The sequence below is a fragment of the Streptomyces sp. NPDC058576 genome, from assembly GCF_042718715.1.
Taxonomy (GTDB): Bacteria; Actinomycetota; Actinomycetes; order Streptomycetales; family Streptomycetaceae; genus Streptomyces.
This window is the reverse complement of sequence record NZ_JBHXPF010000014.1, coordinates 86,278-102,566: the sequence shown is the minus strand read 5'-3', so window position 1 is coordinate 102,566 and position 16,289 is coordinate 86,278. Positions and strand designations below refer to the sequence as shown.

Genomic DNA, 16,289 nt, shown 5'->3' with positions numbered 1-16,289 from the left:
CAGAACCCGACCGCGTGCGGGCACGGGAGGGAAGCGGGGGGTGGAAGGGGTCGGGGCGGGGAACGTGTGACACTCCGGAGTGGGCTTCGGCGCCCGGTTCGGCTGAACCGTGCCGACAGTCGCTTTGATGGGGATTTACGCAAGAAAGCAGGTTGGGTACCGGTGGACAGACCCAGCACGGTCGAGCGCTTGCTGCGCTCGGCCGTGCCCCATGAGATCTTCGACGTGGTCCGCTCCGTGATCGAGCAGCGCCATCACGCCCGGTCGGTGGAGCTGTTGTTGGCCGACTACGCGATGACGAGGCTGCAGCCCGTCGGGGTGCTGCCGCACACCCGCTCCCCCGTGCCGGTCTACGACAGCGCTCCGGGGCGCGCGTTCGGCGCCCAGGAACCGCACTGCGTGTACGACCACGCGACGTCCACGGTGGCGGTGCATCTGCCGGTCAGCGTCCGAGGTGACCGGCTGGGCATCCTGAGCGTCACCGTGCCGGTGGAAGAGGGCGACGGGCCGGCGGCTCACGTGCTGGAGGATCTGCAGGAGTGCGCCGACGCACTGGCGCACGAGGTGGTCGTCGCGGAACGGGACACCGACCTCTTCCTTCAGGCACGGCGGGCGGAACGGCTGACCCTGGCCGCCGAGATGCAGTGGCAGCTGCTGCCCGGGCGCTCCTGCGCCCGCCCGGAGTACAGCCTGGGAGCCCAGCTGGAGCCCGCCTATGCCATCTTCGGTGACTGTTTCGACTGGTCGGCCTCGGCCGATGACCTGTATGTGACCGTCAGCAACGGTATGGGCGAGGGGATCGACGCCGCGTTGCTGACGAACCTCGCGGTCAACGCACTGCGCAACGCCCGCCGCGCCGGCCTCAGCCTGAGCGACCAGGCGTATCTGGCCGATCAGGCGGTCTACGGGCAGCACAGGGGCGGCCAGTATCTGTCGACGCTGCTTTTCCGCTTCCACCTCCCGACCGGGAACGTGGAGATCATCGATGCCGGCTCCCCACGGGTCTGGCGGGTACGCGAGGGGGTCGTCGAGCCGATCGAACTGGAGGCGCAGATGCCTCTGGGCATGTTCGAGGACACCGCCTACGTCCCGCAGCACTTCCGGGTCGAACCCGGAGACCGGCTGCTCTTCATCAGCGACGGCGTCTACGACGCCTTGTCCCCGGGCGGTGAGAAGTACAGCCTCCGCGCGCTGGCCGCGTCCATCAACAGCACGCGCCTCCTGCCCGCCCCGCAGGTGCCCAGAGTGATGCTGCAGGAACTGCTGGGGCACCGCGGTTCCGGCCCGGCGGCGGACGACTCCCTGGTGATGTGCCTGGACTGGCACGGGCGTACGAGCCGCGACCGCTAGCTCTTCCCGCGGCGACGGTTGCGTGGTCCTCATGTGAAGAATCTGCAACCTTCGCCGCGAAAAGCGCGCCCGGGAGAGGGAGGCCGGTTGTCAGGCAGTGCCTCCATGAGAGATTGTTGCCTTCAGGCAATCATCTAGGTGATGAGGTGAGGGATCCGTTCAGCGGATCCTCGACATTTGGTACCCACTGAAGCGCAGACAGTCGCAGACCTGGGGTCCGACCTCCTGTGGAGGGGGGCCCCGAACCCCGTTCTGATCGCCGACGTCGAGGGCGCTGTCGTGCGGCGCAATGAAGCCGCAGGTCTTCTTCTGCCCGCCGCGGCCCCGGGGACACCGCTGATGGACGTCGCTCCGGACTGGCTCTGTGCCGCGCACACCACGCTGACCTTCCCCGGCCCGCACGCCGTCCCGGACACCGAGGGGCCGCTGCGCGGGGTGATCGGCGACCGACGTTTCGAGGCGCACCCGACGGTGCGGAAGGACGGTTCGGTGGCGTGGTGGCTGGTGGATGACACCGATCACCAGCTCGCCCGGGAAGCCCTGCACGTGGAGCGGGAGCGGACCGCGTTCCTCGCGAAGGCATCCAACGTCCTGCTCTCCTCCCTCAATCTGGGGCGCTGCATGGATGTGACCGCGCAGATGGCCGCCGAGAGCCTCGCGGACGCGGCGCTGGCGATCGCGCCGCCTCGCGGACACAGGCTGTCGGTGGTGACCTGTCTGCGCGGCGGCTCCCCCGTCCTGTCCACCCTGGCGGTGGCCCCTGACGACGTGCCAGGGCTGGGAGAGGCGCTGCGCGGGTTTCCGCCGGTGCCCTCGCGGTGGATCGACCCGGCGACGGCGCCCGCGTGGATGGTGCCCGAGGGGTTCGGGCCGATCGGCTCGATAGTGATCACTCCGCTGCCCGGGCACGGTGTGGCGGCCGGGGCGCTGATCCTGCTGCGCAAGACGGAGAACGCCGCCTTCAGCGACGAGGAAGAGACCTTCGCCCGGCTGTTCGCCGCCCGCGCCGGGGCGGCGATGTCGGCCGCACGCCTCTACGCGGAACAGACCGCGATCACCGACGTCCTCATGCAGGAGCTCCTGCCCCCGACCCTGCACCACATCTCCGGAGTGGACTTCGCCGGCCGGTACCGGCCCTCCGCGGAACACGAGCGTATCGGCGGAGACTTCTACGACGTCCACCCCGCCGCCGTCGAGGGTGAGGCTTCGCTGGTCTCGCTCGGGGACGTGTGCGGCAAGGGCCTGGAAGCAGCCGTGCTGACGGGCAAGATCCGCAACACCTTGCATGCCCTGCTGCCCCTGGCCGATGACCACCAGCGGATGCTCAGCCTGCTGAACACCGCGCTGCTCAGCTCCCACCACACCCGGTTCGCGACGCTGGTCCTGGCCTCCGCCGTACGCCGCGGCAACGCGGTGGACCTCAAGTTGACCAGCGGCGGCCACCCCAGTCCGCTGATCATCCGTTCGGACGGAAGCGTCGAGGAAGCCGACACGAACGGCACCCTGATCGGGGCCCTCCCCGACATCACGGCAAGCACCGCTACGGCGTCCCTCGCCCCCGGGGAGTCCTGCGTCCTGTACACCGACGGCATCACCGAGGCCAAGGGCGGGCCCATGGGCGACGCCCTGTTCGGTGAGGACCGGCTCAAGCGCGCCCTCGCCGGGTGCGCGGGCATGCCGGCCGAAGGGATCGTGGAGCACGTGCAGATGCTGGCCGCCCAATGGCTCGGCAACCGCCCTCACGACGACATGGCCGTCGTCGTGATCTCCGCCCCCCGCACCCACCATCTCAGTGCGGTGAACGGCCGTACCCGGGGCAGGTTCACCGCGTGAACACCAGCACGCCGCGACACCCTCCCCGCTCCGAACACGCGGAACAGTCGGCGGAACTCCTGTGGAAGGCGGTCTCGGCCGCGGACGAGGGCGCGGCCACCCAGCTCGTCCTCGGCATGCTCGACGAAGGGACCGATCCGGAGAGCGTCCTGCTGGATGTGATCGCCCGGGTGCAGGCCAGGGTCGGTGAGGAGTGGGCGGCCGCGCGGATCAGCATCGCCCAGGAGCACGCGGCGACCGCGATCAACGACCGCGCCGTCGCCGCGGTGAGCGCGCACCCCGCCGCCCGTACCCCCGTCACCCGGGGCCGGATCACGGTGGCCTGTGTGGACGGCGAATGGCACGGGCTGCCCGCCCGCCTGCTGGCCGAAGTCCTGCGGCTGCGTGGCTGGCGGGTCGACCACCTCGGCGCCCAGGTCCCCACCCCGCACCTCATCGGCCACCTCCACAGCACCCGGGCAGACGCGGTCGCGCTGTCCAGCTCGATCGCCACCAGGCTGCCCACCGCGCACGCGGCGATCACCGCCTGCCAGGCCATCGGCGTCCCCGTCCTCGTCGGCGGCGCCGCCTTCGGCCCCGGGGGCCGTTATGCGGAGCTGCTGGGCGCCGACGCCTGGGCCCCCGACGCCCGTACCGCCGCCGACCACCTCGCCCGGGGGCGGCTGCCGCGGCCGGAGCCCGACCACCAGCAGTTCGACGACCTGCCGCATCTGGCCGACCAGGAATACACGATGGTCGACCGCAACAGCGCCTCACTCGTCCGGAACGTCTTCACCGCGCTGGAGGACGCCTTCCCGGCGATGCGCTCCTACAACGATCTCCAGCGCGAGCGCACCGCGGAGGATCTCGCCCACATCGTGGAGTTCCTCGCCACCGCGCTGTACCTCGACGACGAGGAACTCTTCACCTGGTTCATCACCTGGACCGCGCAGATACTCGCGGCCCGGGGCGTCCCCGTCCGCAGTCTGCCCCCGGCCCTGGATCTGCTGGCCCGCGAGCTCAAGGACTTTCCCCGGGCCGCCCGCATCCTCCGGGCCGGGACGCACTCCCTCACCACCGCCCCCTTCACCGCCGCCGGGAACATCGCATGACCACACACCCCCAGCACCTGCGCCTGACCACGGTCGACACCGAGGACAGCGTCCGGATAGAAGTCCACGGAGACCTCGACTACGACAGCGCCGACCTTCTCCTGAACGAGGTCACCGCCCAGCTCGCGGCCCGGCCCGCTCTGACAGACCTGCATCTGCACTGCGCGGAACTCGGCACCGTCGATTCCACGGGCCTGTCCGCCCTGTTGATGATCAGCCGCCGCACCACGGCGGCCGGGGTGCGGCTGCACCTGGACGCCCGGCCCGCGAAGCTGGACCGGCTCCTGCGTCTCACCGGTACCCTTGACCACCTCACGGCCTCGGTCCTCGGCGGCGCGGTGAGGTCCTCGGCGACCGAGGAGAGCGTCGTGGCGACTCGCCGCAACGGACCGGACGGCACCACCTGAGCCACTTCCCGGCCGTTCACCGGGCAGAAGCACACACCGACGGGCAACCATGACCGCACCAGACGCAGCCGCCGGCGGAATCAGGCGGGAGGCCACCGACTCCGCGAGCGCCATCATCGAGATCCTCGACGTGATGTGGGATCACGCCAGAAACTCCACCGCGGGCATGGCAGCGCCCGGCTCCACCTCCCAGCTGCGTCTGATGTACGTCGTCGACCGCGAGGACGGCATACGGATGCGCGCCGTCTGCGAACGCCTCGCCTCCGCGCCCCCGACCGTGACCCGGATGTGCGATCGCCTGCAAGCCATCGGCTTCCTCGAACGCCTGCCCAGCCCCGACAACGGCCGCGAGATCACGCTGCGCCTCACCCCCACCGGCCGAAGGCACCTGCAACGCATTCGCGAGCAACGCGACACCATGCTCCACCGCGCCATCGACAACATGCCGGCCACCGAACTCCGGGCCCTGGCCCACGGGCTCGCAGGACTGCACACGCAGCTCGACGCCGCCCACGGACAGGAAGACCAGCCGCCCGGCAGTCACTCCGCGGCCTGAGGCAGCAGGTGCGCGCTGCCTCTCAGCTCTTCCGGGGGTCGCCGGCGAGTTCGGCCGGCACGGCTCCCGTCAGGGCGGCGACTCCGTGGCCGAGGAGGGCGGGGATGCCGAACTCGCACCGCGGGCCCCGGCACCGGGATGGCAAGGAAGCAGCACGCTAGCGCTGCTCGTCCGCGTAGCCGAACGCGTTCCGGTGCTCGTCGACGCTCTGGACGCCGTCACGTGCGCGCAGCGTCAGGTCACGGGCCAGGTGCCGGGCCAGCTCACGCAACTCGTCGTGCGGGGTGCTTCCTTCGACGTACTCCAGGAGGCCGGTCAAGGCCTTCAGCTCGCCGGTGTGGAGCGCGACATCAACGATCTCCTGGCCGGCCGCGGTGAGAGCCTCCACCGCACGCCGCTGGTGGGCCGAGCTCCGCAGGCAGGCGAATCGGCTGTCCCCGGTCCACGGCTCGGCGCACTGACCCGCCGTGTCGAAGACACTGAGCCGCGTGAGCAGTACGTCCGGCTCGCTGTGGGGAGCGCGGTAGAAGGGCCGCTCGCCGCTTCCGGCGTTGCGGGCGTCGAGCCGCACCTCGGAAAGAAAGGCGGCGACGCGCCTGGGCTCGGGCGTCAGCCCGCCCCCCATCCAGCGGGCGGAGTCCAGGAGAGACAGGTCCGAACCCTCCGGTATATGGAAGAAGCACCATCCAGAGACGCCGCACCAGAGCAGCCCCGCTTCGCCGCCGTCACCGAGGACTCTTCTCCTGAAGGCGTGCGCGAGCTCCACACTTCCTTCGACGTCCCCCTCAAAGGCGTCCTGGGTCAGGTCGTCGAAGTCGCCGTACGCCGAGACGGAGGTCACCGGAACCTCTTCGTCGAGCAGAACCCCGGCCACGACCACCATGTAGCCGCCGATTGCGGCTTCGAGGTCGCTCCGCAGCCGGGCTGCACGGTCTTTGGTGTACGTCACGATCATTCTCCTGGGTCAGCCGCGGCGGTGAATCCGCCATGATCCCCGCTGCCCCGACAGCGCACGTTCACACGGGTGCGGCTCGGTCGAGTGCACGTCAGGCCTCGTTCGCGGGCGGCGTGTCCGTCCAGCGCTACGGCGGGCGGGCTGGAGGCCGGAGCCGGGAGAATCAGCCGGCAGGCCGCAAGGGCGCCCGGCCGGACGACGGACGAACCACATCTCCGTCCAGCTTCGACCACGAGCCCCTGATCTCCAGCCGTCCGTGGAGCCGGGTCCGGGGGTGCCCGTCGTGCGGGCACCCCCGGGTGGTTCAGCCGTGATCACCCGAAGGCGACCGGACGGTGGTGGTGGTGCGCGGCGTCAGAGCGTGCGGGCCGCCGAGGCGATGGCGGCCGCGAAGGTCGAGACCTCGGCGTAGACGCCCGGGTAGCCGGGCCGAGCGCAGCCGTAGCCCCAGCTGACGATGCCGACCTGCACCCACTCACCGGCGTTGTCCCTGCGGAACATCGGGCCGCCGGAGTCGCCCTGGCAGGTGTCGACGCCACCGGTGTCGGGGTATCCGGCGCAGATCTCCTCGTTGGCCACGAGCTCGTTGCCGTAGGCGGAGCGGCAGGCGGCGTCGGAGACGAACGGGACGTTGGCCTTGAGCAGGTAGCGCTGCTGGCTGCCGCCCTCGCGGTTGGCGCCCCAGCCGGCGACGGTGAACGTGCCCTGGTTGTAGGCGGTGGTGGAAGCGATCTTCAGGGTGGGCTGGTTGATGGGCTGGGCGAGCTTGATGAGCGCCCAGTCCTTGCCGGTGCCGTTGTAGCCGGGGGCCTGGAGGACCTTGGTGGAGCGGACCTTGATCGCGTTGGACGACTGGAGGTCGACGACGCCGCCGGTGGCGGTGATCGAGGTGTTGTTGCCCGAGCCGCTCACGCAGTGGGCGGCGGTGAGGACGATGTCCTTCGCGTACAGGGCGCCACCGCAGCCCATGGAGAGCCGGACCATGAAGGGGAACTCGCCCTGGGCGGCGCGGGTTCCGCCGACCACGGGATTGGGGGCGGCCGAGGCCGTGACGGGCTGGAGGCCGACGACGGCGATGGCGACGGTGGCGACGACGACGGAACATCTCTTCAGCGCACGCAGGAGGTGATTCATGGACTGCCTTCTTTCGTGGGGGGCTGCTGTGGGAACCACGACAGGGGCGCGACGGCGTACTAGTCATGCACCCGTCAAGGCGATCTGATTGTCGGGAACGGGTGACCGCCGCCACAAGGCACACTTTTCGGCCAAACCCAGACCGAGCAGGCAGCCCTACTCGAACGCGCCGAACCGAACGCGCCGAACCGCACGCCGACTCGAACGTCGAGCGCGAGCCCGCTGTGCCCTGTCCGGCGTGGCCGGTCCGTCCGTCCCGGCGGCTGCGCCCCACGCCCGCGGGGACAGTGACGCGGCCAGGACGGCGGCGAGCCGGGCGGCGCACCGCCCGCGAAGATGGGGCCCGCCGTTCTCCGTGGACACGCCGTCACCACGCAGGATCAGATGCGCGTTTGCGGGGTAGACGCAGTGTCTGCCCCACAAGGAGGAAACATGCCCGGACTGATCGCCCGCCTCACCCAGTTCACCCGCAGCCCGCAAGGCAGGCGGACCATCGATTCGGTCCGACGTGCCGCGGCCGACCCGCGCAAACGCGCCCAGGCCCGCGGCCTGCTGGGCCGGCTGCGCGGCCGCCGGTGACAGCTGCGCTTGGGCGGACGGCCCGAAGTGCCTGCCGGGACCTCCCGTAGCACTTCGGAGAACTCCCCACGCCCGCGAACGTCGACGGGCGCGTCCCGTGGGACAGGGGCCGGTTCATCGCCCACGGGGCCGAACACGGGACCGTACGCGGTCCACTCGACACCGCGATTCTGCGGTACACGGGCCTGTCCGCGCACGGAGTGACGATTCCGAGGCGGACGCCCGATGCAAGCAGCCCCCGCGCTGCTTGCCCGCGGTCGTACGGGCGGACGCGACGGCTCAGCTTCGGACAAGGGTTCCGCCAGGACGCTTTCAGCCTGACCGTCGAACAATGCCGCGCGCCCATCAGTCCTCGTACGGGCGACTCGTTCAGGCGCCGGCCTGGAGGCGCAGCCCCGCCAGGGTCAGGTCCAGCGCGGCGCGGAACTGCTCGATGTCGTCGTGCCCGTCGAACTCGTCGACAATCTCGTGCACGAAGGGGAAGTCGTCGGCGTCGAGCCGCCGCCACGTCGCGGCGAAGCGGCCGAGGAACTCGTCACGGCCGAGGGCGCCGTCGAGGACCTCCTGAGGCGGTTCCTGCCCCAGGTCCACCGCCGAGCCGACGACGACCGTCGTGATCGCCGAGACGGCGTGGAAGCGCTGCCGCGCGGTGAGCGTCAGCCGCAGAGTCGGCCGCCCCAGCGTCTCGTACAGACGCAGGGCGTTGCCCTGGACGTCCGTGTTGCGCATGAAGTAGTTCCCGAGCCAGGGCCGCACCAGGATCGCGTCGAACAGGGTCAGCGACATCGCGCGCAGGTCGTCGATCGGGTCGTCGCCCGGCTTGATCGCCTCGATGTCGGCGAGGACGCCGCCGATCACGTGGTCGGTGGCGCGGTCGAGCAGTTCGTCCTTGCTCGCGACGTACCAGTAGATGCTGGCCACGCCTCCCCCGAGGCGCTGCGCGAGCGCCCGGAACGTCAGCGCCGAAGGACCCGCCTCGTCGAGCAGCGCCACCGCCTCGGTGAGCACGGACTCCATGGAGTGGGAAGCCCGGCGACGGCCGCCCGCGGCGGCGCGGTTCTCGTGGCGCGGCATGGCCTCTGCCCTTCGTTTGCATCTCTATCGAACGCTGTTCTATCGTACCTCATGGAACACCGTTCGATAATCGAGCGGCGTTCGATAGAAAGGAGCGCCGCCATGACGACCGCGATGCTGAAACCCCCCGCTTCCCGTACCTATCCCTCCCTGCGCGCCGCGTGGATCCCGATGGCGGCTCTCTGCCTGGCCTTCTTCGTGGAGATGGTCGACAACACCCTGCTGTCGATCGCACTGCCCACCATCGGGCGTGACATCGGCGGTGGGACCACCGCGCTGCAGTGGGTCACCGGCGCGTACTCGCTGACCTTCGGCGGTCTGCTGCTCACCGCGGGCTCCATGGCCGACCGGCTCGGCCGCCGCCGCGTCCTGCTCGTCGGGCTCGCCGTGTTCGGCGCACTGAGTCTGTGCGCCGTCTGGGTCACCACCGCGGGTGAGCTCATCGCCCTGCGCGCCGCGCTCGGCATCGCCGCCGCGGCCATGGCCCCGATCACGAACTCGCTGGTCTTCCGCCTCTTCGACGACAAGGCGCTGCGGATGCGCGCCATGACGGTGATGATCGTCGTCGGCATGTCCGGCTTCATCCTCGGACCGCTGATCGGCGGCACGGCCCTGGCCCACGTGCGCTGGGAGTGGCTGCTGGTCGTCAACGCCCCGATCGCGGTGATCGCCTGGATAGGCGTCCGCCTCGGCGTCCCGGCCGACCGGCCCGAGGACCTGACCCGCGACCGGCTGGACGTGCCGGGCGCAGCACTGAGCGTCGCCACCATCGGGCTGGCCTGCTACGCGCTGACCAGCGGCGTCGAGAACGGCTGGCTCTCCGCCCCCACCGTCGGCTCGGTCGTGGGCGCGGTCGTCGCCGCAACGGCCTTCGTCCGGCACGAGCGCCGCAGCCGGGCCCCCATGCTGGACCTCGGCCTGTTCTCCAACGGTACGATCCGCGGCGCCGCGGTGGCGCAGATCGGCACGTCCATCGCGATGGCAGGCGTGATGTTCGGACTCATCCTCCACTTCCAGTACGCGTACGGCTGGAGCCCCGTACGGGCCGGCCTCGCCAACCTGCCACTGATCGTGACGATGCTGCTCGCGACGCCCGTGTCCGAGGGACTGGCCCGCCGCTACGGGCACCGCGTCGCCTGTCTGGTGGGCGCGGCCTGCCTGGCCGTCGCGCTGGCGGGACTGTCCTGGGGCGTCGAGCACGGGTACCTCGTCATCGCGCTCTGCATGGTGCTCATGACGATCGGGCTGCGGACCGTCATGACGATCTGCGCGGTCGCGCTCGTCGACGCGATGCCGGCCAACCGCACCTCGATGGGCACCGCGCTCAACGACACCGCGCAGGAGGTCGGCACCAGCGTCGGCACCGCCGTGGTCGGCACGCTGATCGCCACTCTGGTCACCACCCAGCTCCCGGCCGGCGTGTGGAGCAGCGACTTGGTCGCCTCGTTCTTCCACGGGGAGCGGATCGCCTACGCCGTGCTCGCCGTCGCCGTCGGTCTGATCGCGACGGTCGGCGCGTTGAGCCTCACGAACTCCCGCAGCGTGGAGGAGGCAGCGCCCGCGGAGGCCACCTGACCGGTCAGCTCCCCCTCCGCCTACGCGAGTTCACCGAGACGGAGGGCGTCTTCAATCTCGTCGAGCTTCGCGGAAGACAGGACGCCCGCCCGCTCGATCAGATCCTCGCGGGACACGGTGGTCAGCCACGTGCAAGGGGTAAAGCCCGGACGCGGCAACGCGAACCGCAGCACGCCTTCCATGGGCAGCCCTTCCATGGCACCTACGTGCACTTCGACGCCCAGACCGCTGATGTCGACGCCCGCAGGAGTGACGACCTGCATCGCCCGGATCCCGGACGCGTCCTCTGCCGCCAGCAGTACGACCAGCCGCCGCTCGTCGAACTCCACCCACCAGACTTCGCCGCGTTGCACAGGTCCTCCTGACTCAGGACGGCAGGCGGAACTGCGCGACCCTGACGCGTTGTGGAGACGGGTGCGGTCACTGTTGATCATCGTGAGTTGTGTGGACCGACGAAGAGACGGTGGCCGCGGGCCACAGCATAGAACCCGCCCGTTGGCAGGACGTGTTCGAGGGCCTGACGGGCCGGTCGTCGCGCAGACCAGCGATGTAAGAGAGGGCACTGGCAGGGTCGGCGTGCAGCGCCGATGTGGGCGAGCTGGACGGCGTAGCCTGCCACTTCCCCGGTCGCTCCGTTGATCAGAACACGCTTGCCGGTCACCGCCCCGACGCGGCGCAGCGCCCGAAGAGCTATGAGCCCGGCCACCGGCAGGGTACTGAGCGCGCCAAGGGGGGCGGCTGCAGAGCCGAGCAGCACGCGGTCAGGGCCGGAGGCCGGGGTCCGTCGGTGTCTCGGCCGGATCCGATGCCGTGGGGACCGTATCCGGCGTCCGGTGGCGGATGGCGGCGTCGACCGAGGCGCCGATGCGTTGCAGAGCCGCCAGCTCGTGAGGTTCGAGCCCGTCGATCAGGTACTCCCGGACCGCCGCGACGTGTCCCGGCGCCGCCGCCACGACCTCTTTGTATCCGGCCTCGGAGAGCGTCGCGCTGGTGCGTCGGCCGGAACCGGGGATCCGGGCTCGCGTGAGGAGCCCGCGCTTCTCCAGGCGACCGACGACGTGCGACAGCCTCGACAGCGACGCCGACGTACGCGCGGCCAGATCGCTCATCTGCAGTGTGCGCGCAGGTTGCTCGGACAGGACCGAGAGCACCATGTACTCGAAAAAGGTCATGCCGGACTCGCGCTGCATCCGCGCGTCCAGGGCCGCCGGCAGGCTGATCATGATCGCCGAGTTGGCCAGCCATGCCGCCCGCTCCTCGCTGTCCAGCCATAGCGCCTTGCCCGAGGAACGTCCGGGGCGCCGATCACCCCTGCCCGTCGCTGTGTCAGTCATGGGTCCAGCCTAGACCCACTTATTGACGCGTCAAGTTCGACGGTGTAGTTCTTGATGCATCAAGTTCGTTTCGTCGCCCGTCCGGCCCCGCGGCCGGAGTGGGGTGGGCGGTGCCGGTTGTCCATCGGTCCAGAGGGGATCACGCCATGCAGGTCGCGTCACTGGGAGCACTTCAGGCCTCACGCATCGGGCTCGGGGTGATGGGAATGTCGGCTTTCTACACGGGAGCCGGCCGGGACGAGGCCGAGTCGATCCGTACGGTTCGGCGCGCCCTGGACCTCGGTGTCACGCACCTGGACACCGCCGAGGTGTACGGCCCCTACGTCAACGAGGAACTGGTGGGCCGCGCGGTCAGGGGCCGCCGGGACGACGTCGTCATCGCCACCAAGTTCGGCCTGGTCTCCCACAGCGGCCGGCCGGGCCCCGACAGCACCCCGGCCAGTGTCCGCGCGGCGGTCGAGGGGTCGCTCCGACGGCTCAAAACCGACCACATCGACCTGTACTACCAGCACCGGGTCGACCCCGGCGTTCCCATCGAGGAGACGGTCGGGGCGCTGAGCGATCTGGTGGCCGCGGGCAAAGTGCGGCACATCGGGCTGTCGGAGGCCGCCGCGCCGACGATCCGCCGGGCGCACGCGGTTCATCCGGTGGCCGCCGTCCAGTCCGAATACTCCCTGTGGACGCGCGACGTGGAGGCCGAGGTGCTGCCCACCCTGCGGGCGCTCGGTATCGGGCTGGTTCCCTACGCGCCGCTGGGCCACGGGTTTCTCACCGGCGGCGTCCGCACCCTGGACGGACTGGACGCGACCGACTGGCGCCGCACCAACCCCCGGTTCACCGGCGGCAACCTCGCGCGCAACCTGCACATCCTCGACCAGGTGCGGGACATCGCCGACGAGGCCGGGGCCACCCCCGCGCAGATCGCCCTCGCCTGGCTGCTCGCACAGGGCGAGGACATCGCGCCCATTCCTGGGACCACGCGGGCCGACCGGGCGGAGGAGAACTGCGCCGCCGACACCCTCCGGCTCAGCCCCGACCAGATCACCCGGCTGGACGGCTTGCCGCCCGCATCCGGCGAGCGCCACGCCGAGCCCGACATGGCGTCCATCGACCGCTGAATAGGGCGCACACAGCCCGCTGTCCGATCGGGCGGTTCAGTACGGCCGGTACGCAAAGGCGTGCCGCGAACACAGAACAACGAATGGAGCTGTACGTCAGATGAAGAGCAACGCAATTCGTGTCGGCATCATCGGCGCGGACACCAGGGCGAGTTGGGCCGGTGCGTCCCACGTACCCGCACTGGCGGCACAGCCGGCGTTCCAGCTGGCGGCCGTGGCGACCCGGCACGAGGAAAGCGCCCGGAGCGCGGCCGAGACCTTCGGCGCCGGACGGTGGTTCGCCGATCCGTTCGAGCTGATCCGCGACCCGTCCATCGACCTCGTCACCGTGGCCGTCAAAGTCCCCGCCCACCGCGACCTCGTGCTGGCGGCCCTCGCGGCGAACAAGGCCGTGTACGCGGAGTCTCCCCTCGGCGTGAACGTCGCCGAGGCGGAGGAGATGGCCGCCGCGGCGGGGTCACTGCATACGGCCATCGGCCTCCAGGGCCGGCACAACCCCTCGGTGCGCCGCGCCGCGCAGATCATCGCGCAGGGGAAGCTCGGGCGGCTGCTGTCGGCGCGCTTCACCGCGACGACCTTCGGAAACGGCCCGGAATCGGTGAGCGCCTACGGGTACTTCGACAAAGCGGCCTCGGGGGCCGGTTTCCTGCCGATCGCCGCGGGCCACGTGCTGGACGTGGTCGAGGCGGTCCTCGGTGACATCACCGAGATCGACGCACGTACGGAGCTCCTCTGGCCACAGGTCAAGCTGGTGGACACCGGCGAGCTGTCGGTCCGGGAGGTACCCGATCACCTGGACGTCATCGCCAGGACCGCCTCGGGCGTACCGGTCAGCGGGCAGATCCTGGCGGGAGTGCCCGCCCCCGACGCCGGCTTCACCCTGGAGGTCCGCGGCTCGGACGGCTGGCTGCGACTGACCGGCGACCACCCCGCGGGCGTCCAGGTCGGAGACCTCGCCCTCGCCTCCAGCGTGGACTTCGCAGCGCCCGACAGCCCCGCCGCCACCGGCGCCGGCCCGACCGCCGCCGACATCTGGGCCGGTGCGTCCATCAACGTGGGCGAGGCTTACGCCGCCCTGGCACGCGACATCACGGACGGCACCCACCACACCCCGGGATTCGCCCACGCCGTCCACAACAGCCTTCTCATCGCCCGGATCGAGCGGGCGGCGCGTACGGGGCTGCGACAGTGACGCCGTCGCGAGGAACCGGGCATTTCCACTCTCACGGTCGCAGGCGAGTCCGGCGGTGGAACCCTGGCGCTCGCCACAGCGATCCGCGCCAGGCGCGAGGGAGGACTCCCGGCAGTCGACGGCGTGTGCGCGCGTCCCGGCTTCAGATCCTTCCCGCTGCGATGACCTGCTCCTTTGCCGGGCGCCCAGATGTGTTAAGACGTCAGGAGCCGCTACAACCCGGTCACCGGATCGGGACATACCGTACTCGGCAAGGATCGTCCAGGAGGTGACCGGGGTGCCCCGAGTCATGCGGAAGGTGGCGCTGCTGGCGCTGCCACGGGTCATCGCGATGGACTTCAGCATCGCCGCGCATGTACTGGGAGAGCACCCCGGCTTCGCGCTGCGGGTGGCGGGTCGGCCGGGGGACGCGGGCCCGGAGGACGGCGTGAGGATCGTGCCGTCCCACGCGCTGGACGTGGTGGACACCGCTGATGTGGTGGTGGTGCCGGGATTCGGTGACCCGCACGTCCCGCCGCCGGACGTCTACGTGGACGCGATCGGCCGCGCCGCGCGGCGGGGCGCCACCGTGGTCGGCATCTGCACCGGCACGTTCGCCGTGGCCGCCAGCGGGGCCACGGACGGTCGCAAGGTCACGGCACACTGGCGGTACACCGAGCAGCTGAGGGAGCTGTACCCGGGCACCACGGTGGTCGAGGACGTGTTGTACGTCGAGGACGGCAACCTGCTGACGTCCGCCGGAGCGGGCGCGGGAATCGATGTGTGCCTGCACCTGATCCGCACCACGTTCGGGGTCGGGTCCGAGCGCGAGGTGGGACGGGAGATCATCGCGCAGCCGACCCGTTCCGGGCAGCAGCCGCAGTACGTGGACGTGCTCAGCCCACCCCGTGCGGACCTGGCCGAGACCCGCACCTGGGCCATGCAGCGCCTGGAACAATCACTCACCGTGGACCAGTTGGCCCGCCACGCGGCGATGTCGCGACGCACCTTCATCCGTCGGTTCGGCGAGGAGACCGGCATGCCGCCCGTGCGGTGGCTCACGCTGCAGCGGGTGTTGGTCGCCCGGCGGCTCCTGGAGACCTCCGACTGGTCCGTCGAACGGATCGCCGCGGCCTCCGGTCTGGGCACCGCCGCCAACTTCCGCATCAGCTTTCGCCGGGAAACCGGCTCGCTCCCCAGCGACTACCGCCGCCGGCACCGCCGTGCGGCCGAGGTGAGGGGCTGAGCGACGCGCGCGGAGGCGAACGAGCGCGGCGCCACGTCATCCACCTCGGCGGGCTCGTCGAGCGGCGGAGATCGTCCGCGGTCGTCGCCGAGCCGGCCGCGCTGTCGGCCGCTCCCGGCGCAACCGCCCGCTCCTGGCACGATCATTGCCAAGAACGGCACCGCCCGATCTGGTCGCCCGACCGCACCGGCTCCTAGCGTGGAAGCGCATCTCACCACCACCGTAAGGAGCAGGTCATGGCAGCGGAACAGGTCGAGAGCTGGGGCGTCCCGTGGGAGCAGGCGTTCGGTTACGTCCAGGCCGTGCGGCACGGGGACACCATCCATATGGCCGGTCAGTTCTCCCACGACGGCGAGGGGCTCGTCGCCCCGGCCCCGGTGGACGAGCAGGGCCGGATCACCGACTTCGGCACCATGGAAGAGCAGATGCGCACGACCTACGCCAACGCCGGCAAGCTGCTCGCCCGGTTCGGCGCGACCATCGACGACGTGGTCGAGGAGGTGGTCTACGTACTCGACATGGACAGCGCGTTCGCGGCAGCGGGTCCCGTGCGCAGGGCCGCTTTCGGCACCGAGACGCCCCAGGTCGCGACCACCATCCTGGTGACGCCGCGACTCGCACAGCTCGGGCAGCTCGTGGAGATCAGCTTCACGGCAAGGCTGAGGGAGTAGGCGACGGGATCGGGCGCGCACATCGAGGGGGTCGACCCCTGTACCCCCGCGGTGCGCCGGCTCGCGTTGTCCAGGTCGTGCGGGACGCGCGCAGTGATCGGCGATCCGCGGCTGATCGATCCGGACGGCCCGGTCGGTAGCCTGGCCACGCCACCAACAGGCGCCGTCGAGGCGCCCCGGCGGCAGGACGCAGCA

General features: G+C 70.7%; 16 protein-coding genes and 1 pseudogene. 12 read left to right on the top strand and 5 right to left on the bottom strand.

What is annotated here, in order from left to right:
- The first annotated feature begins 162 nt into the window (after positions 1-162).
- The 5 genes from ACFWRV_RS13560 (at position 163) to ACFWRV_RS13540 (ending at position 5,237) form a co-directional block, all read left to right on the top strand.
- Positions 163-1,350 carry a PP2C family protein-serine/threonine phosphatase gene (locus tag ACFWRV_RS13560; RefSeq protein ID WP_384333015.1) on the top strand — a complete coding sequence of 396 codons (1,188 nt, stop codon included), beginning with the start codon at positions 163-165 and terminating at the stop codon, positions 1,348-1,350.
- 339 nt (positions 1,351-1,689) lie between these two features.
- Positions 1,690-3,183, top strand: coding sequence for a PP2C family protein-serine/threonine phosphatase (locus ACFWRV_RS13555; RefSeq protein WP_384333012.1), 1,494 nt, complete (start codon positions 1,690-1,692; stop codon positions 3,181-3,183).
- A complete protein-coding gene (locus tag ACFWRV_RS13550; protein ID WP_384333009.1) occupies positions 3,180-4,274 on the top strand; it encodes a B12-binding domain-containing protein in 1,095 nt (364 codons plus the stop codon). Before ACFWRV_RS13555 ends, ACFWRV_RS13550 begins: the two co-directional genes overlap by 4 nt.
- Entirely contained in the window at positions 4,271-4,681 is a 411-nt protein-coding gene (locus tag ACFWRV_RS13545; RefSeq protein WP_384333006.1) for an STAS domain-containing protein, read from the top strand. Before ACFWRV_RS13550 ends, ACFWRV_RS13545 begins: the two co-directional genes overlap by 4 nt.
- Positions 4,682-4,730: 49 nt before the next feature.
- Complete coding sequence (locus ACFWRV_RS13540; protein ID WP_384333003.1) at positions 4,731-5,237, top strand: MarR family winged helix-turn-helix transcriptional regulator; 507 nt, start codon at positions 4,731-4,733, stop codon at positions 5,235-5,237.
- 157 nt (positions 5,238-5,394) lie between these two features.
- Here the strand turns inward: ACFWRV_RS13540 and ACFWRV_RS13535 are convergent, their stop codons facing one another.
- Positions 5,395-6,186 carry a hypothetical protein gene (locus ACFWRV_RS13535; RefSeq protein ID WP_384333000.1) on the bottom strand — a complete coding sequence of 264 codons (792 nt, stop codon included), beginning with the start codon at positions 6,184-6,186 and terminating at the stop codon, positions 5,395-5,397.
- Between the two features lie 360 nt (positions 6,187-6,546).
- Positions 6,547-7,326, bottom strand: a complete 780-nt coding sequence (locus ACFWRV_RS13530) for a S1 family peptidase (RefSeq protein WP_384332997.1) — start codon at positions 7,324-7,326, stop codon at positions 6,547-6,549.
- 432 nt (positions 7,327-7,758) lie between these two features.
- Here ACFWRV_RS13530 and ACFWRV_RS13525 point away from each other — a divergent pair, with 432 nt between their 5' ends.
- Both ACFWRV_RS13525 and ACFWRV_RS13520 read left to right on the top strand, forming a co-directional pair.
- Positions 7,759-7,905, top strand: a complete 147-nt coding sequence (locus ACFWRV_RS13525) for a hypothetical protein (RefSeq protein WP_384332994.1) — start codon at positions 7,759-7,761, stop codon at positions 7,903-7,905.
- A 116-nt stretch (positions 7,906-8,021) separates the two neighbouring features.
- A pseudogene (locus tag ACFWRV_RS13520) lies at positions 8,022-8,093 on the top strand (hypothetical protein); the annotation flags it as partial.
- 181 nt (positions 8,094-8,274) lie between these two features.
- Here ACFWRV_RS13520 and ACFWRV_RS13515 read toward each other — a convergent pair.
- Positions 8,275-8,922 carry a TetR/AcrR family transcriptional regulator gene (locus tag ACFWRV_RS13515; RefSeq protein ID WP_384333074.1) on the bottom strand — a complete coding sequence of 216 codons (648 nt, stop codon included), beginning with the start codon at positions 8,920-8,922 and terminating at the stop codon, positions 8,275-8,277.
- Between the two features lie 159 nt (positions 8,923-9,081).
- On the opposite strand from ACFWRV_RS13515, the gene ACFWRV_RS13510 reads away from it, so the two are divergent.
- Positions 9,082-10,554, top strand: coding sequence for an MFS transporter (locus ACFWRV_RS13510; protein ID WP_384332991.1), 1,473 nt, complete (start codon positions 9,082-9,084; stop codon positions 10,552-10,554).
- A 20-nt stretch (positions 10,555-10,574) separates the two neighbouring features.
- Here ACFWRV_RS13510 and ACFWRV_RS13505 read toward each other — a convergent pair whose 3' ends face one another.
- Positions 10,575-10,907 carry a type II toxin-antitoxin system PemK/MazF family toxin gene (locus ACFWRV_RS13505; RefSeq protein ID WP_384332988.1) on the bottom strand — a complete coding sequence of 111 codons (333 nt, stop codon included), beginning with the start codon at positions 10,905-10,907 and terminating at the stop codon, positions 10,575-10,577.
- 408 nt (positions 10,908-11,315) lie between these two features.
- The gene (locus ACFWRV_RS13500; RefSeq protein ID WP_384332985.1) at positions 11,316-11,888 is read right to left on the bottom strand and encodes a MarR family winged helix-turn-helix transcriptional regulator; all 573 of its coding nucleotides are present in this window, start codon (positions 11,886-11,888) and stop codon (positions 11,316-11,318) included.
- Between the two features lie 146 nt (positions 11,889-12,034).
- Here ACFWRV_RS13500 and ACFWRV_RS13495 point away from each other — a divergent pair, with 146 nt between their 5' ends.
- The 4 genes from ACFWRV_RS13495 (at position 12,035) to ACFWRV_RS13480 (ending at position 16,094) form a co-directional block, all read left to right on the top strand.
- Entirely contained in the window at positions 12,035-13,006 is a 972-nt protein-coding gene (locus tag ACFWRV_RS13495) for an aldo/keto reductase (RefSeq protein ID WP_384332982.1), read from the top strand.
- 100 nt (positions 13,007-13,106) lie between these two features.
- The gene (locus ACFWRV_RS13490) at positions 13,107-14,198 is read left to right on the top strand and encodes a Gfo/Idh/MocA family protein (RefSeq protein ID WP_384332979.1); all 1,092 of its coding nucleotides are present in this window, start codon (positions 13,107-13,109) and stop codon (positions 14,196-14,198) included.
- 277 nt (positions 14,199-14,475) lie between these two features.
- Positions 14,476-15,423, top strand: coding sequence for a GlxA family transcriptional regulator (locus tag ACFWRV_RS13485; RefSeq protein ID WP_384332976.1), 948 nt, complete (start codon positions 14,476-14,478; stop codon positions 15,421-15,423).
- A 236-nt stretch (positions 15,424-15,659) separates the two neighbouring features.
- Positions 15,660-16,094 (top strand): RidA family protein, encoded by a 435-nt coding sequence (locus tag ACFWRV_RS13480; protein WP_384332973.1) that lies wholly within the window; start codon positions 15,660-15,662, stop codon positions 16,092-16,094.
- The last annotated feature ends 195 nt before the right edge of the window (positions 16,095-16,289 follow it).

Bases quoted from the DNA above. Each gene is read 5' to 3' on its own strand.
- ACFWRV_RS13555 (WP_384333012.1), top strand. From the start codon at position 1,690: ATGGACGTCGCTCCGGACTGGCTCTGTGCCGCGCACACCACGCTGACC.
- ACFWRV_RS13545 (WP_384333006.1), top strand. From the start codon at position 4,271: ATGACCACACACCCCCAGCACCTGCGCCTGACCACGGTCGACACCGAG.
- ACFWRV_RS13540 (WP_384333003.1), top strand. From the start codon at position 4,731: ATGACCGCACCAGACGCAGCCGCCGGCGGAATCAGGCGGGAGGCCACC.
- ACFWRV_RS13530 (WP_384332997.1), bottom strand. From the start codon at position 7,326: ATGAATCACCTCCTGCGTGCGCTGAAGAGATGTTCCGTCGTCGTCGCC.
- ACFWRV_RS13525 (WP_384332994.1), top strand. From the start codon at position 7,759: ATGCCCGGACTGATCGCCCGCCTCACCCAGTTCACCCGCAGCCCGCAA.
- ACFWRV_RS13515 (WP_384333074.1), bottom strand. From the start codon at position 8,922: ATGGAGTCCGTGCTCACCGAGGCGGTGGCGCTGCTCGACGAGGCGGGT.
- ACFWRV_RS13510 (WP_384332991.1), top strand. From the start codon at position 9,082: ATGACGACCGCGATGCTGAAACCCCCCGCTTCCCGTACCTATCCCTCC.
- ACFWRV_RS13500 (WP_384332985.1), bottom strand. From the start codon at position 11,888: ATGACTGACACAGCGACGGGCAGGGGTGATCGGCGCCCCGGACGTTCC.
- ACFWRV_RS13495 (WP_384332982.1), top strand. From the start codon at position 12,035: ATGCAGGTCGCGTCACTGGGAGCACTTCAGGCCTCACGCATCGGGCTC.
- ACFWRV_RS13490 (WP_384332979.1), top strand. From the start codon at position 13,107: ATGAAGAGCAACGCAATTCGTGTCGGCATCATCGGCGCGGACACCAGG.
- ACFWRV_RS13480 (WP_384332973.1), top strand. From the start codon at position 15,660: ATGGCAGCGGAACAGGTCGAGAGCTGGGGCGTCCCGTGGGAGCAGGCG.